Raw genomic sequence first — 13,713 nt, 5'->3', positions numbered from 1 at the left:
TCTACCCAATGACAGGCGCACATTTGAAGACAAGATCGGGCCAAAAAAAGACGGCGAGAGCTGACAGAGTCCTTCACCCCTTCCGCTTCTCGACCTCCGCCTTCCTCAGCAGGAACCGCTGGATCTTGCCGCTCGGCGTCTTCGGCAGTTCGGTGACGAACTCGACCTCGCGCGGATAGGAATGCGCCGAGAGCCGCTTCTTGACATGTTGGGCAAGCTCCTCGGCCAGCGCTTCGCTGCCCTTGTAGGCCGGCGCCAGCACCACGAAGGCCTTGACGATTTCGGTGCGTTGCGGGTCGGGCACGCCGACCACCGCCGCCTCGTTGACTGCCGGATGCTCGATCAGCGCGCTTTCGACATCGAACGGCCCGATGCGGTAGCCGGCCGAGGTGATGACGTCGTCGGCGCGGCCGATGAAGGAAACCGAGCCATCCGGCTCGTACTCCACCGTGTCGCCGGTGCGATAATAGCCGCCGGCGATCGCCGGCGTCTCCGCTTGGTGGTAGCCGTCGAACCAGCGCAGCGGCGACCTGGCTATATCGACCGCCAGCACGCCCGGCTGGTTGGGACCGAGCTCGTTGCCGGCTTCGTCCAGCACCACCATGCGGTAGCCCGGCATGGCGAAGCCGGCCGAGCCCGCGCGGACAGGATGGCTGAGCCCATGATGGTTGTTCACCATCATGCCGTTCTCGGTCTGGCCGTAATGGTCGTGGATGGGCGCGGCGAGATGGGCGTCGAACCAGCGGATCACTTCCGGGTTGAGCGGCTCGCCGGCGCTGCTCACCACGCGCAGCTTGCCCTTGACGCGGCTGGCCGCCTCTGGCCCTTCCGCCATCAGCAGGCGATAGGCAGTGGGCGAGCCGGCGAGACTGGTCACACCCAGTCGTTCGATGATCTCGTAGGTGCTTCTGGCGTTGAAGGCGCCTTCGTAGAAGGTGGTGGCAATGCCGAGCTGGAGCGGCCCGGTGATGGCGTAGTAGAGCCCATAGGCCCAGCCGGGATCGGCGATGTTCCAGAAAATGTCGTCGGCGCGCAGCCCGATCGCGTCGCGCATATAGGCGCCGAAGGCAAGCAGCGCGCGGAGCGGCACCGGCACGCCTTTCGGGTGCCCGGTCGTGCCGGAGGTCGACATCATCATGAACAGATCGGAGCCCTTGCGCATCACCGGCTTGCACTCGGGGGAGGCGGCGGCAACGGCGGCGCGGAAATCGATATCGCCTTCGGGCAGAGTGTCGCCGGGGGCAAGGACGGTGGCGATGCGCGGATGGTTTTCCACATCGTCGAGCTTGCCGCGGTTTGCGGGGTTGGTCACCACCAGCTTCGCCCTGCTGTAGCTCAGCCGATGCTCGATGGCCTTCGGCCCGAAGGCGGTGAACAGCGGCTGGTAGACCGCGCCGACGCGCCAGGCGCCGAGGATCAGAGCCACCAGTTCGGGGATGCGCGGCAGCATGCCGGCAACGACATCGCCGGGGCCTACGCCGAGGTCCTTCAGCATGTTGCCGACGCGGCCCGACATGTCGGCGAGATCGTCGAAGCTGAATTCGCGCAGCTCGCCGCCGGCCGAGATGGCGCGCAGCGCCAGCCGGTTTTTGCCTGTGTAGCGGCCGCAGCATTCGACATAGGCGTTGATGCCGCTCGTCGGATCGCCGTCGAGCCTTGCGATCTCGTCCTCGATACGGAAGCGCCGGACGGCGTCCTCATAGCGCGGCAGCGCTGCCGGCATTTCAGTCATGGCAATCCTCCCTAGGCGGCACGCCATCTCCCCATGGCGCGGGTTGATGAGACATTGCCCGAAAACACGGCGCGGGTCGATTGCGGCAAAAGTCTGGATTTTGGCAGGCGAGCGACGTTGCGTTCTACGGCGCCCCCTCTGTCCTGCCGGACATCTCCCCCACGGGGAGGGAGATTGGCAGTTCCGCTGACGGCGATCCTCCTGCAACGTTGGAGATTGGCGAACCGAGCGAGACATCCGATCTGCCCTCAAGTGGGGGAGATGTCCGGCAGGACAGAGGGGGGGCGCGAAGGAACGCAAGCTTTCGTCGGTCAAAGCCTTTCCAACCAGCAAGTTAGCGTCCATTCCGGAATCCGCGTCTGAGCTGTCTACACACGCTTCCGGTAAAGGCTGATCGTCATCTCCTTGCCCACACCCGCGGGCGTCAGCATGAAGTAATCATAGGTCGCGACTTCGCCCGACGGGCCGACCAGCCCCTTCGACCAGATCGGCGCCTCTTCCACCCGCATCTCGGCCCACTGCCGCGCGAATTCCGGGCTGAGCGCCTTGAGTGGATCGAGCACCGCACGGATGTCGGGAGCCGCAGCACAGCCGACCGTCGCCGCGCGGAACTGCGCGATCGCCGAGCGCGCCACCACCTCCCAGTCGGCGAACAGCGCACGCCAGGCGGGATCGAGGAAGAGCCGCTTGAGCAGGTTGCGCTTCGCCGGATCCTCCGGGTGGTCGAACCCGCCGAACAGGCTTGCCGCCTCGTCGTTCCAGGCGAGGAAATCCCAGGCGCGGTTGAGCGCATAGGCCGGGTTGGGCGAGAGCGCCGCAATCAGGCCGGCTATCCACGGCTCGGGCGAGGGGTTGCCCGCCGACGCAGCCTCGGGCAGCCATTCCGGCTTCGCAAGCTTGAACAGGTGCTCGCGCTCGATCGGCAGCAGCTTCAGGACATCGGCGAGCGCATTGAGCACCTGCGCGGAGGGATTGGCCTTACGTCCCTGTTCCAGCCACGTGTACCAGGTCGCGCTGATGCCGGCGAGCAGCGCCACCTCCTCGCGCAGCAGGCCGGAAGCCCGCCTGCGCCTGCCGGTGCTGATGCCATGCCGCGAAGGTTCCACCCGTTCGCGCATGGCGCGCAGGAAGCGGCCGAGCTCCTTGCGCCTGTCGGCCTCGGCCGTTCGTTCCAGCATGTCCGACCTCGAAAGAGGTAGCGGCGCTACCAGCAGCGCCACTCATCTTGTACCATCTGGCTACCAGTATAAATGGAGCAGCGCATCTGACAACGCACCGGTCGCACCCAACGCGGCCGACTGGCCAAGGATCCAAAAATGAATGCGCTGAAAAACATCAGGAACATCGACTACACCGTCATCTTCGCCCGCGACATGAAAGCGATGCGCGGTTTCTACGAGGACATCATGGGCTTTCCCGTCCACTCGACCCTGGGCGAGGGCTGGACCGCCTACCAGGTCGGCTCCTGCCTGCTGGCCCTGACGAGGCGTGGCGTGATGTTCGACGATGCGCCGGCGCCGGCGGGCGCGCTGTCGCTGCAACTCGCCTTCCGCGTCGCACCGGCCGATGTCGACCAATGCGCCAAGGCCCTGCGTGAGAAGGGCGTCGCCATCGAGATGGAGCCGACCGACCAGCCCTGGGGCCACCGCACGCTGTTCTTCCGCGACCCCGACGGCAACGTGCTGGAGATCTACGCGGAGATCTAGGGATCAGGGGAGGCGCAGTCCTTGCGCCTCCATGTGCCGTTTCCAGCGGCTGCGCAGCTCTGCCAACCGGCAGCCGATGCGCTCGTCGAGGAAGGTGGCGGCGCTGACGCGGTCGGTGCGGAAATGGCGAAAATCCTGTCGCAGCTCGCACCAGGCGGCGAGCAGCCGCACCGTCTCGGCATAGCCGATCACCGTCGGCCAGATCAGGCGTTCGCTCCCCTCGTCGCGTTCGTTGCGGTGGCGGATGTGGATCTTATGGCCGTCACGTCGTCGCGCACGCTGTGCGCCACATGCAGATTGACGATCAGCGAAAGGATCAGCAGCCCTGCGCCGACCAGGATGAGCCCGCCGATGAGGAGGTAGCCATGGCCTGCGTTGAAATCCATTGGTTCGCCCCCGAAGCCCCGGACAACCCAGACTAATACCATTCCGCCGAAACAACTATCCGAAGGGCAGAGGCGAGACGAAGCGTCTGCCGCTCTGCGGCAACCGTGGCGGTTGACCTATCCGCCCATCCGGCCGATATCCTGCCCAAAATCGTCCCGGAATCCTCTATGACCGCAGACCTCGAACAACCAGCCGCCGCACGCAACGCCGACGCCGCCTGGCAGGACGACGTCCGCGCCGGCGCGCGCCATGTGCGCGACCTTGCGGCGCTGCCGCTCTCGCCGGCCGAGCGCGCGGCTGCCCAGGACGCCGCCGCCGCTCACAAGGTGCGCGTGCCGAAACCCTATCTCGAGCTGATCGACTGGGACGACCCCAACGATCCGATCCGCGCCCAGGTGATCCCGTCGCCGCAAGAGCTCGTCGCCACCGAGGGTGAACTGGAAGACCCGATTGGCGACCATGCCTTTAGCCCGGTGCCGCGGCTGACGCATCGTCATGCCGACCGCGTGCTTCTGTTCCCCACCTATCAATGCGCCGTCTATTGCCGCTTCTGCTTCCGGAAGGAATCGCTGACAGCGATCGGCCGCGGCTACACACGGGAAGCGCTGGAGCCGGCGCTCGCCTATATCGCCGGGCACGAGGAGATCCGCGAGGTGATCCTGACTGGCGGCGATCCGCTGTCGCTGCCCGACAAGGCGCTCGCCGAAATCCGCGCCCGCATCGAGGCGATCCCGCATGTGCGGTTGCTCCGCATCCATACCCGCGTGCCGGTGGCGCTGCCTTCGCGCATCACGCCCGGCCTGGTGGCGGCCCTGCAGGGAAGGCTGATGGTGACGGTGGTCACCCACTTCAATCACCCGCGGGAGCTGACCGCCGAAGCCGAGGCAGCCTGCCGGACGATGCGGCAGTCGGGTTTCGTCCTGCTCAACCAGAGCGTCCTGCTCAAGGGCGTCAACGACCGTGTCGAGGTGCTGGAGGAGCTTTGCCGCGAGCTGATGTATCGCCTTGGGGTAAAACCCTATTACCTGCATCATGGCGATCTGGCGCGCGGCATGGCGCACCGCCGCACCACGATTGCCGAGGGCCAGGTGCTGGTCGCCGAACTGCGCGCCCGGGTCTCCGGCGTCTGCAATCCGACCTATGTCATCGATTTGCCCGATGGCGGCGGCAAGGTGCCGCTCGGCTCCAGCCACGTCGAGGGCCAGGATGGCGACACCTGGCGGATTCGTGGCCAGGACGGAAAGACGAGGGAGTACAAGGAAGTGGTCGGATAGGGGATACCTCAAGCCGAGCAGAGGGGGCGCTGTCCCGCCGACTTTCAGAGACTGGTTCCTCGCTCTCTGCAAGGAACTTCCGTCCCGCGCCCCGCATTCTATGCGCGGGGGCTTAAGGAGTGCAGCGTGAAGGCTTTGTTGGGAGTTGTCGGCGGCTTCGTGCTGACCTTGGCCGTGTTCGCCAGCGGGCTCGCCTTCGCCACCTGGCTGCTGGCCGCCAAGCCGGTGCGCCAGGCGACGCCGGCGATCGGCGTTTCCGAGCTTTGGACCAAGGACGCCCAGCCGGTCGATCCGGCGAAGCAGGATCTTCAACGCATCCCGGCCCAGCAGTCGGCCGGCGCGCCTGCCAAGGCCGGCGAGGGCGCCAAGGCGGATACCGGCGCGCAGACCGCGGCTCTCCCAACGCCGCAACCCGCCGCGCCGCGGCAATTGCAGCCCTTGCCCGATGTCGCCCAGCCCAGCGTTCCGCAGACGGGCCAGGCCGATGCCGCCGCCCGGCCTTCCGGGCAGCCTCCGGCCCAGCAGGCGCAATTGCCCGCCGCCCATCTCGAATGGTGCGCCAACCGCTACCGCAGCTACCGTCCGGAAGAAAACAGCTACCGCTCCTACAGCGGCGAACTGCGCCCCTGCGTCTCGCCCTATTTCGATCCCGGTGGCGACAGCACCGCTTCGACCGATGCAGGCCAGAATGGGCAGATCGATCAAGGCGCGATGGCCGACGACCAGGCCGAGATGGAAGGCTACGCGCCCACGCGGGGCGGCTACGCCACCACCTATGGCGGCCCGCCGGAAGAGATCTCGCCCGAGGATCAAGCCCCCAGGGATCGACTTTTGGGCCCACAAATGTCGGGCGACCATGTCGACTACTGCTTCAGCCGCTACCGCACCTACAATCCGCAGGACAATACCTACCAGCCCTATGACGGCGGCCCGCGTCGGCAATGCGAGTAGGGCGCTTTCATCGTCCTTGCAGAGCAATCACCGAAAGGCGCCAATCGCCACGGTGAAGGAGGCACCATCGCGGACGCTGCAATCTCCGCCCTTGAGGGGGGGAGGGGGCGGCAGACCAGAGGGGGGTGCCTCGCGCCATTCGTTTCCGGTTGGCTTTGCGCGAAGCAAAGACCGGGCGGAACCCGATACCCCGCAGAGACAAGCCTGAAACACAAAGCCTCCACAACCGGCATCCCCGCGAAACGCCCGGACATGATCCTCGCGCAGGCAAAGAAACGCGGAGGAGCGCGCCGATGACACCCGACCAGATCAAGCTCGTGCAGGATAGTTTTCGCGAGGTGGTGCCGATCAAGACGGCGGCCGCCGCCTTGTTCTACGAGAAGCTGTTTGCCATCGACGGCAGCCTCAAGGCGCTGTTTCACGCGACCGACATGGGCAAACAGGGCGCCAAGTTGATGGCGGCGCTGGGTTTCGTCGTGCACGGGCTTTCCCGCGCCGAGACCATCCTGCCCGCCGTCCAGGATCTCGCCAGGCGCCACGTCGGCTACGGCGTCGAGGAGCGCCACTACCCGATCGTCGGCCAGGCGCTGATCGAGACGCTCGAGACAGGCCTCGGCGAGGCTTTCACGGCCGACGTGCGGGAAGCCTGGGCAGCCGCCTATGGCCTGCTCGCCGGCGTCATGATCGCGGCCGCCCGCGAGGTGCAGTTGGCGGCCTGAGTTGGCTTTGGTCCCTCACTTGGCGGAGCGAGGGACCGAGTGCGGCGGGGCGGAGAAGGGCTTTTGTAGCGAGTTCCCCTTCTCCGTCCCCGCCCGCCGTGGAGCGCCGGAACCGTCAATCTCCGCCATCGAGGGGAGATGCCCGGCAGGGGCAGAGGGGCTGTCCCGCCAGTGTTCACCGCCAAACCTCCCGGGCTGGGCGGCCTACGAAATCCGCTCTTGCGACTCCCAACACTTGACCTTCCGCCAGATGTTGAAATCGCTCTCTCCCCGCAAGAGGAGAAGCGCCTGTACTGCTGTCGCTATTTCCGTCTTGCCGGCTTTTTCTTCGGCGTCGCTTCGACCTGCCCGCGGGCGAGTCTGGCTGCGCGAAGCCGTTCCGTCTTTGCCTGCCGGGCGGCCGCTTCCCCCTCGATTATCGCGCGCGCCGTCCTCGCGGTGGCCTCGCTCTTGGCGTCGCCCTTCGGCTTGAACAAACTCGTTTCAGCCATGGTCTTACCTCGCTGCTTGAAACGAAAAAGGCCGGGCAAGCCCGACCTCCTCCAAAAGCATGTCTCTCGAAAGTGGGAACCGAGACATGCGTGAAAACCAAAGTGCTCCAAGGCCAGATGCCAGTACATCCGTGGTCAAAGGCCATGGATGCGCTCAGGCCGCCTGGAGATTCTCCGCGGAGCTCTTGCCGTTCCGCTGGTCCTTCACGATGTCGAAGCTCACCTTCTGGCCCTCCGCCAGGGAGCGCATTCCGGCGCGCTCGACGGCGGAGATATGGACGAACACGTCCGGCTGCCCATTGCCCTGTTCGATGAAGCCGAAGCCTTTGGTGGTGTTGAAAAACTTCACGGTCCCGGTAGTCATACGATTTTCCTTTCAAATCGACACAAATCATCGCCGCTTGGCTTCATGCCAAACGTCGCAGTCTTCGAAATTGAGAGGGAAGATCGTCAGGGCGCCAAGGCGCGGAAACAACATTCGTTCCACAAGATCGATTTGAAAAAACATAGCGCTTGATCGACGTCACGACAAGGCGCGACAAATAATATTATCAATGGCCCTTTGTGACGGGCGGCTTCAGGACGTGGATAACGCTCGCTCTGTCGGCGGCGATGTGATCTCCGCAGCCTCGTTCATGGCGCCAAGGTCGCAGTGGTTAGCCACCGCCGCCCTGCGTTCACGCTGGGCGGCGAGGCTCAAGCCAATCTGCCGCCTAACTCGCCCAGATCGAGCAACCAACCTTCTGTCCCGTCGCGGGATCCTGGACGACTTTCGCGGACACGCGGCGCAGCCCAACCCTGTTGGCTTTGACTTCCTTGCTCGCGAGGTAGGTCGGGTCGCCGACTTCCCAGTGGTAGCGCGTGTTTGCCGGCGCGCGCTTCCAGGTGAATTTCGTGCCGTAGGCCAGCTGTCCCGGAACGTTGCTGTCGAACCGGCAGTCGATGGTCGCCGGTATCGCTCCCTTCGCCGCCATCGCGTTGACGACGGCGTCGGCATTCGCCGTTGTCAGCCATTCGTCTATGCCGCTCGTCTGGTATGTGTCTCTGCCACTCATGGGGAATGACGCGCATCCCGTAAGCAGCAGCAACACAGCGATTGTTGCGCTTGCTCTGCCTGCCCGCCTGCTGCCTGCGTGATTGATGCACATGCCCCGCTCCCTTGCTCTGGAAGAAATGGAAAATTAACCGTGTCGAATGGTGCCGGTGCGGCGTCTCTTCGTATATTAGGAACTTCACATGCCCGACGCGGGGGCTCAAAGCATGTCGCCCAAAGTGTGCGGCGGCTTCGAGAACGACCTGCATGACAGCAAGGCGGCCCGTGTGACCGCCCCGCCACAAAACTTAGCCGTGCCCGTTCCTTAACGGCACGCGCCCACAAAATTAACCTTTTGTTAACCATTCGGCCGGCACCCTTTAACCATTGAGTAAGGATTCGTCTGGCCGTGACCTTCGCCGCCCCTTTGCACAACAAATCCATCCGCTTCCGCGCCCGCTCGTTCGTGGCTTTCACTCTCACCCCGGAAGCTCCCATCGACGACTGGCTGGAGGGTCTCGATCACTGGATCGGCAACTCGCCGGGTTATTTTGCCGGCCGCCCGGTGGTGCTCGATTTGAACACTTTGAAGCCGGGGCCGGAGGAGATCGCGGCGCTGGTCGGCACGCTCGCGCGGCGCGGCATCCGCGTCTACGCCATCGAGCTCGAGGGCGCCGATCTCGGGCCCGATTTGCCGCCGCTGCTTGCCGGCGCCAAGGAAGCGACCGCCGAAGGGCTGCTGGGCAGGGCCGCGCGCAAGGCGAAGGCGGAAGAAATCACGGTCGAGACGGCCGCTGTGGAAGACGTGCAGCCGGGTCAGGTGAGGGCGCCGCAGGATGAGCTGGCAAAGCTCGATGCGGAGAACGCTGAAGTCGCCGAAGCAACCAAGGCCGAACCGGCGAGGTCGGGGCAGGGCACCGTGGAGGCGCGGCACGAGCCCGCCGCCGGCACGCTGATGATTAAGGCGCCGATCCGCTCCGGACAGTCGGTCTTCCACCCGCATGGCGACGTCATCGTGCTGGGCTCGGTCGCGTCCGGCTCCGAGATCGTCGCCGGCGGCTCGATCCATGTCTATGGCACGCTGCGCGGTCGCGCTATCGCCGGCTCGGAGGGCAATGTTTCGGCGCGCATCTTCTGCCGCAAGAACGAGGCCGAACTGCTCGCCGTCGACGGCTGGTACACCACGGCCGAGGAGATGGAAGGCGTGTCGCGCGGCAAGGCGGTGCAGGCCTTCCTCGACAACGATGCGCTGTGCGTCGTGCCGCTCGGCTGAGTTTTTTGGGGCGGCAAGCTTCGGACCGGTTTCGCGTGCCAAGGTTGTCAACGAATCCGCCGTGCCCGGCACGGTCATGAATAAGAATCGCCAATGGAGGCTGGATATATGGGCAAGGTAGTCGTGGTCACTTCGGGCAAGGGGGGCGTCGGCAAGACGACCTCGACGGCCGCGCTCGGCGCTGCCGTGGCCAAGACCGGCAAGAAGGTGGCGCTGGTCGATTTCGACGTCGGCCTGCGCAACCTCGACCTCATCATGGGGGCCGAACGCCGCGTGGTGTTCGATCTCGTCAACGTCATCCAGGGCACTGCGAAGCTGTCGCAGGCGCTGATCCGCGACAAGCGGCTGGAGACGCTCTATCTGCTGCCGGCCTCGCAGACGCGCGACAAGGACGCGCTGACCGAAGAGGGCGTGGCCGAAGTCATCACTCGGCTGCGTTCGGTGTTCGACTATGTCTTCTGCGACAGCCCGGCCGGCATCGAGCGCGGCGCCCAGCTCGCCATGCGCTTCGCCGACGAGGCGGTCATCGTCACCAACCCGGAAGTGAGCTCGGTGCGCGACTCCGACCGCATCATCGGCCTGCTCGACGCCCGCACGATGAAGGCCGAGCAGGGCGAGTTGATCCAGAAGCACGTGCTGGTCACCCGCTACGACGCGGCGCGCGCGTCGCGCGGCGAGATGTTGTCGATCGACGACGTGCTGGAGATCCTTTCGACGCCGCTGCTCGGCATCATCCCGGAAAGCCAGGATGTGCTGCGGGCCTCGAATCTCGGCGCGCCGGTGACGCTCAGTGAGCCGATCAATTCCGCCGCCAAGGCCTATCTCGAAGCGGCAAGACGCCTGGAAGGCGAGGACCTGCCGGTGGTCGTCCCCTTCGAACGCAAGGGTTTCCTCGATCGGCTTCTCGGAAGGAGGGCGGCATGAGCATCCTCGACCTTTTCAAGCGGCGCACCAGCGCGCCGGTGGCGCGCGAGCGGCTGCAGCTGCTGCTCGCCTATGAGCGCCAGAGCCGCGGCCAGCCAGACCTGGTCTCCATCCTGCGCGAGGAGATCATGGCGGTCATTGCCAAGCACGTGCAGATCGACCAGGACTATCTCCAGGTCTCGATGGACCGCGGCGCGACCATGTCGACGCTGGAGATCGACATCCAGATCCCCAACAAGAGCGCCGTGCCGCTGGCGATGGCTGGGTGATTAGCTGATCTCCCCCACAAGGGGGGAGATTGGCAGCTTTGGCGCCGCGTCACTTCTGCGCAAATCACTCCGGCTGATAAAGCTCATCCATGCTGCGCGCCGCCAGCTCCGCGAACGGCGCCTGCTTCTTCACCCGTCCGTGCTCCAGAATCACCAGGTCGTCGCAGAACGAGATCGTCGAGTGGTGGTGGCTGATGACGATGGTCGTGCGGCGGCCGGCGCGCGATTTCAGCGTTTCCACGATCGCCGCTTCCGACAGCCCGTCGACGGCGTTGGTGGCCTCGTCGAGGATCAGTATGTCGGGGTCGCGCAGCAGCGCGCGGGCGAGCGCGATGCGCTGCCTTTGCCCGGCCGACAGATTGACGCCGCGATAGCCGACGACGGTCAGGTAGCCCTGCGGCAGCCTCTCGATGAATTCATGCGCCTCGGCGAGCGTGGCCGCGCGGCGCGCCTCTTCCGCGCTCGCGGTGTCCTTGCCGTAGGTGATGTTGTCGAGAATGGTGCCGTCCACCAGCTCCAGTTCCTGGCTGGCGAGAGCAATGTGAGCCCGCCATTCGGCCGCGTCGATCTCGCCGAGCGGCGCGCCGTCGACGAGGATCTTGCCGCCGTCCGGCTCGACGAAGCGACAGAGCAGGTTGACGATCGTCGTCTTGCCGGCGCCGGAGCGGCCGATCAGCGCCGTCGAGCGGCCGCTGACGATATCGAAGCTCGCCGCATGCAGCACCGCCGCGCGCTGCTCCTCATTGGCGTAGCTGAAGCTCACGCCCTCGAAGGCGATCTTCTCGCCGAGGCCCGTGAACGGACGGCTGCCTTGCGGCGGGGCGGGCTTGCCTTCGGGGTCGAGCAGCCAGGTCACCTCTTCCAGCGAGCCCGAAAGCCCCTGCAACTGGCTCCAGGTCATCTGCAGGGCTCTCACATGGGGCTGCAGGCGGTAGAGCAGGATGAGGAAGGCCGCGACCAGCGGGAAGCTCAAGCCCGCAAGCCAGGCGCCGATCACCACCGCCAGGAACAGCATGGCGTGCAGCACTTCCGTCAGCGGTGCCAGCGCGCCCTGGCGGTTGGCGAGCAGGAAGGCCGCGCGCCGCACGCTGTCGGACGCCCTGTCGAACGCCGCCTTCTCGCGCTCCTCCTGGCCGAAGATGCGGATCAGGCGGCCGGCGTGGACGAGATGCAGCATCTGCGAGGCCAAGGCGCTATTGCGCGCCGAAACACTGCGGCTTGGTGCTCTGAGATGCGCCGACAGCGCCATATGCGCCGCCTGCACGAGCGCCAGCCCCAGCATCACCAGCAGCGTCATCTGCCAGGAGAGCAGCAGCAGGAAGGCGAGCAGGATGAGTGCCGCCGATGCGCTGACGATGGCGCCGAGCATCCCCTGGATGGCGTCCGAGGCGCGCCAGGATTCGCTGGAGATGATGTTGAGCAGCCGCCCTGGGCTCTCCTTCAGGAAGAACGGATAGCCGACCTCGAGCAGCCGCCCGGCCAGCGCGCCGCGGATCGCCTGGCCGGCCTTGCCGTAGACATGCGCGGTGAGCACCGAATTGGCGAAAGCGAGCAGGTTTTTCAGCAGGATCGAGCCCAGGATCGCGGCCGAAATCGCGATCAGCCGCTCGCGCTCGCCAAGACCCGCGCCGACCTTCTGCAGAAGGGCGGAGAGGCCCGCCATGCCGGTCGCCTCGCCATGCCCCATGATGATGCCGAGCAGCGGGATGATCAGCCCGATGCCGAACCCTTCGAGCGCGGCACCGGCCAGCCCGAGCGCGACGACGACGGGCAACAGGCCGAGCTGGCGGCGGTCGAGCGCCCGTCGCAGCATCGACAGCCCCAGCATCTTGCGCTCACTCATGTTGCGCCCGTTCATCGTGCGCCGGCCTCTGCCTTGGCCTCGATGGTTTCCTGGGCCGGTTGCGGCTGCCGATCCGGCCGCCTGGCCAGCACGAGGGCCATGAACTTCGCCGCGCCCGCGAGGTTCATCAGCACGATCGGCCAGTGCGATAGCCTGAGCTCCTGGTCGAAGCGCGGGCCGCCGATCAGCTCGCGCATGGCCGACCGCATCGCCCAGTAGAAATGGCGAAGCAGCCAGGGCGCACGGCGCAGATGCTTGAGACAGAGCGCGCCATTGCCGAAATGATAGTCGCGGTGCAGCCGGTCGACCGCCTTGCGGTCGCGCCGGCCATGGTGATGGAAGATCGTCATGTCGGGCACATATTCCACCGCCATGCCGGCAAGCACGGCGCGCACCAGATAATCCGTGTCCTCGGCCGAGCGCAGCGCCCCGCCGGCGCCGAGACGTTCATCGAAGGGGCCGATGCGGGCGGCAACGTCGCGATGCATGGTCATGTTGCAGCCTAGCACGAAGCCGCCCGGATGGACGGCCGGCGTCAGCCGCTGGCGCTCCTCGCAGCGCTTGATGGTGAAGGGCAGGTCGCGCGCGTCGCCGATCTCGACGCGGCCGCCGCGGATCAGCCATTTCTCGCCGCTTGCATAATGCCGCTCGAGGTCGACGAGGTAGTTGCGGTCGAGCCTGCAATCGTCGTCGACGAAGACCAGCACCCGTCCGCGCGCCCGGGCGAGCCCCGCATTGCGCGCCGCCGCCAGTCCGGGGCGCGGCTCGCGGATCGCAGTCAGCGCGATATCGGAGGTCGCGGCTATCCGCGAAAGATAATCGACCGTGCCGTCGCGCGAACCGTTGTCGACCACCACCAGCTCGGCGGCTAAGGCTGGGTGAGCGCGGCAGGCGGCGCGGATCGAGTCGATGCAAAGTTCGAGCACGCCGAGGCGGTCGCGCGTGCAGACGATGAAGGAAACCCACGGCCGTTGCCTGGGCCAGGGAGGGACGGGCAGGACCGGGTGCCACGGCAGTGGACGGCGCTCGGCGTTCATGGGGAGGACTCCGCGCTGTGACGTCGCGGGGCGAGCGGGGCGCCGAAGCTGCCAATCTCCCCCCTTGTGGGGGA

General features: G+C 66.0%; 16 protein-coding genes. 7 read left to right on the top strand and 9 right to left on the bottom strand.

Going from position 1 to position 13,713, the window contains the following annotated elements; translation table 11 throughout:
- Positions 1–73: 73 nt before the first annotated feature.
- Together P9236_RS22945 and P9236_RS22940 are read right to left on the bottom strand one after the other, a co-directional pair.
- Positions 74–1,732 (bottom strand): acyl-CoA synthetase, encoded by a 1,659-nt coding sequence (locus tag P9236_RS22945; RefSeq protein ID WP_278076847.1) that lies wholly within the window; start codon positions 1,730–1,732, stop codon positions 74–76.
- Positions 1,733–2,100: 368 nt separating this feature from the next.
- Positions 2,101–2,910 (bottom strand): helix-turn-helix transcriptional regulator, encoded by an 810-nt coding sequence (locus tag P9236_RS22940; protein ID WP_278076846.1) that lies wholly within the window; start codon positions 2,908–2,910, stop codon positions 2,101–2,103.
- Positions 2,911–3,048: 138 nt separating this feature from the next.
- Here P9236_RS22940 and P9236_RS22935 point away from each other — a divergent pair, with 138 nt between their 5' ends.
- Positions 3,049–3,438 carry a VOC family protein gene (locus P9236_RS22935; protein ID WP_278076845.1) on the top strand — a complete coding sequence of 130 codons (390 nt, stop codon included), beginning with the start codon at positions 3,049–3,051 and terminating at the stop codon, positions 3,436–3,438.
- 3 nt (positions 3,439–3,441) lie between these two features.
- On the opposite strand, the gene P9236_RS22930 is transcribed toward P9236_RS22935, so the two are convergent.
- The gene (locus P9236_RS22930; protein ID WP_278076889.1) at positions 3,442–3,645 is read right to left on the bottom strand and encodes a WYL domain-containing protein; all 204 of its coding nucleotides are present in this window, start codon (positions 3,643–3,645) and stop codon (positions 3,442–3,444) included.
- Positions 3,642–3,824, bottom strand: coding sequence for a hypothetical protein (locus P9236_RS22925; protein WP_278076891.1), 183 nt, complete (start codon positions 3,822–3,824; stop codon positions 3,642–3,644). Before P9236_RS22925 ends, P9236_RS22930 begins: the two co-directional genes overlap by 4 nt.
- 168 nt (positions 3,825–3,992) lie before the next feature.
- Here P9236_RS22925 and P9236_RS22920 point away from each other — a divergent pair, with 168 nt between their 5' ends.
- From P9236_RS22920 to P9236_RS22910, 3 genes are all read left to right on the top strand, one after another.
- Complete coding sequence (locus tag P9236_RS22920; RefSeq protein ID WP_278076844.1) at positions 3,993–5,099, top strand: KamA family radical SAM protein; 1,107 nt, start codon at positions 3,993–3,995, stop codon at positions 5,097–5,099.
- A 126-nt stretch (positions 5,100–5,225) separates the two neighbouring features.
- Entirely contained in the window at positions 5,226–6,050 is an 825-nt protein-coding gene (locus tag P9236_RS22915) for a BA14K family protein (protein WP_278076843.1), read from the top strand.
- A gap of 293 nt (positions 6,051–6,343) precedes the next feature.
- Entirely contained in the window at positions 6,344–6,769 is a 426-nt protein-coding gene (locus tag P9236_RS22910; protein WP_278076842.1) for a globin family protein, read from the top strand.
- A 302-nt stretch (positions 6,770–7,071) separates the two neighbouring features.
- Here the strand turns inward: P9236_RS22910 and P9236_RS22905 are convergent, their stop codons facing one another.
- The 3 genes from P9236_RS22905 to P9236_RS22895 form a co-directional block, all read right to left on the bottom strand.
- Complete coding sequence (locus tag P9236_RS22905; RefSeq protein WP_278076841.1) at positions 7,072–7,260, bottom strand: hypothetical protein; 189 nt, start codon at positions 7,258–7,260, stop codon at positions 7,072–7,074.
- Positions 7,261–7,414: 154 nt separating this feature from the next.
- Complete coding sequence (locus tag P9236_RS22900; protein WP_278076840.1) at positions 7,415–7,624, bottom strand: cold-shock protein; 210 nt, start codon at positions 7,622–7,624, stop codon at positions 7,415–7,417.
- A 349-nt stretch (positions 7,625–7,973) separates the two neighbouring features.
- Positions 7,974–8,315 (bottom strand): hypothetical protein, encoded by a 342-nt coding sequence (locus tag P9236_RS22895; RefSeq protein WP_278076839.1) that lies wholly within the window; start codon positions 8,313–8,315, stop codon positions 7,974–7,976.
- A gap of 387 nt (positions 8,316–8,702) precedes the next feature.
- Here P9236_RS22895 and minC point away from each other — a divergent pair, with 387 nt between their 5' ends.
- From minC to minE, 3 genes are all read left to right on the top strand, one after another.
- Positions 8,703–9,566, top strand: coding sequence for a septum site-determining protein MinC (gene minC / locus P9236_RS22890; protein ID WP_278076838.1), 864 nt, complete (start codon positions 8,703–8,705; stop codon positions 9,564–9,566).
- Between the two features lie 108 nt (positions 9,567–9,674).
- Positions 9,675–10,490 carry a septum site-determining protein MinD gene (gene minD, locus P9236_RS22885; RefSeq protein ID WP_278076837.1) on the top strand — a complete coding sequence of 272 codons (816 nt, stop codon included), beginning with the start codon at positions 9,675–9,677 and terminating at the stop codon, positions 10,488–10,490.
- Positions 10,487–10,759 carry a cell division topological specificity factor MinE gene (minE, locus tag P9236_RS22880; RefSeq protein ID WP_040973218.1) on the top strand — a complete coding sequence of 91 codons (273 nt, stop codon included), beginning with the start codon at positions 10,487–10,489 and terminating at the stop codon, positions 10,757–10,759. Before minD ends, minE begins: the two co-directional genes overlap by 4 nt.
- 64 nt (positions 10,760–10,823) lie before the next feature.
- Here the strand turns inward: minE and P9236_RS22875 are convergent, their stop codons facing one another.
- Together P9236_RS22875 and P9236_RS22870 are read right to left on the bottom strand one after the other, a co-directional pair.
- On the bottom strand, positions 10,824–12,602 hold the full coding sequence (locus P9236_RS22875; RefSeq protein ID WP_278076888.1) for an ABC transporter ATP-binding protein: 1,779 nt from the start codon (positions 12,600–12,602) through the stop codon (positions 10,824–10,826).
- 11 nt (positions 12,603–12,613) lie between these two features.
- Entirely contained in the window at positions 12,614–13,639 is a 1,026-nt protein-coding gene (locus P9236_RS22870) for a glycosyltransferase (protein ID WP_278076836.1), read from the bottom strand.
- Positions 13,640–13,713 lie beyond the last annotated feature (74 nt).

This window comes from Mesorhizobium sp. WSM4884, from assembly GCF_029625675.1.
Classification (GTDB): Bacteria; Pseudomonadota; Alphaproteobacteria; order Rhizobiales; family Rhizobiaceae; genus Mesorhizobium.
Note: the sequence above shows the minus strand (reverse complement) of the source record. Positions and strands in the feature narration are given on the sequence as shown.

Coding starts and splice junctions, on each gene's coding strand:
- P9236_RS22945 (WP_278076847.1), bottom strand. CDS start 1,732: ATGACTGAAATGCCGGCAGCGCTGCCGCGCTATGAGGACGCCGTCCGG.
- P9236_RS22940 (WP_278076846.1), bottom strand. CDS start 2,910: ATGCTGGAACGAACGGCCGAGGCCGACAGGCGCAAGGAGCTCGGCCGC.
- P9236_RS22935 (WP_278076845.1), top strand. CDS start 3,049: ATGAATGCGCTGAAAAACATCAGGAACATCGACTACACCGTCATCTTC.
- P9236_RS22925 (WP_278076891.1), bottom strand. CDS start 3,824: ATGGATTTCAACGCAGGCCATGGCTACCTCCTCATCGGCGGGCTCATC.
- P9236_RS22920 (WP_278076844.1), top strand. CDS start 3,993: ATGACCGCAGACCTCGAACAACCAGCCGCCGCACGCAACGCCGACGCC.
- P9236_RS22910 (WP_278076842.1), top strand. CDS start 6,344: ATGACACCCGACCAGATCAAGCTCGTGCAGGATAGTTTTCGCGAGGTG.
- P9236_RS22905 (WP_278076841.1), bottom strand. CDS start 7,260: ATGGCTGAAACGAGTTTGTTCAAGCCGAAGGGCGACGCCAAGAGCGAG.
- P9236_RS22900 (WP_278076840.1), bottom strand. CDS start 7,624: ATGACTACCGGGACCGTGAAGTTTTTCAACACCACCAAAGGCTTCGGC.
- P9236_RS22895 (WP_278076839.1), bottom strand. CDS start 8,315: ATGAGTGGCAGAGACACATACCAGACGAGCGGCATAGACGAATGGCTG.
- minD (WP_278076837.1), top strand. CDS start 9,675: ATGGGCAAGGTAGTCGTGGTCACTTCGGGCAAGGGGGGCGTCGGCAAG.
- minE (WP_040973218.1), top strand. CDS start 10,487: ATGAGCATCCTCGACCTTTTCAAGCGGCGCACCAGCGCGCCGGTGGCG.
- P9236_RS22875 (WP_278076888.1), bottom strand. CDS start 12,602: ATGAGTGAGCGCAAGATGCTGGGGCTGTCGATGCTGCGACGGGCGCTC.
- P9236_RS22870 (WP_278076836.1), bottom strand. CDS start 13,639: ATGAACGCCGAGCGCCGTCCACTGCCGTGGCACCCGGTCCTGCCCGTC.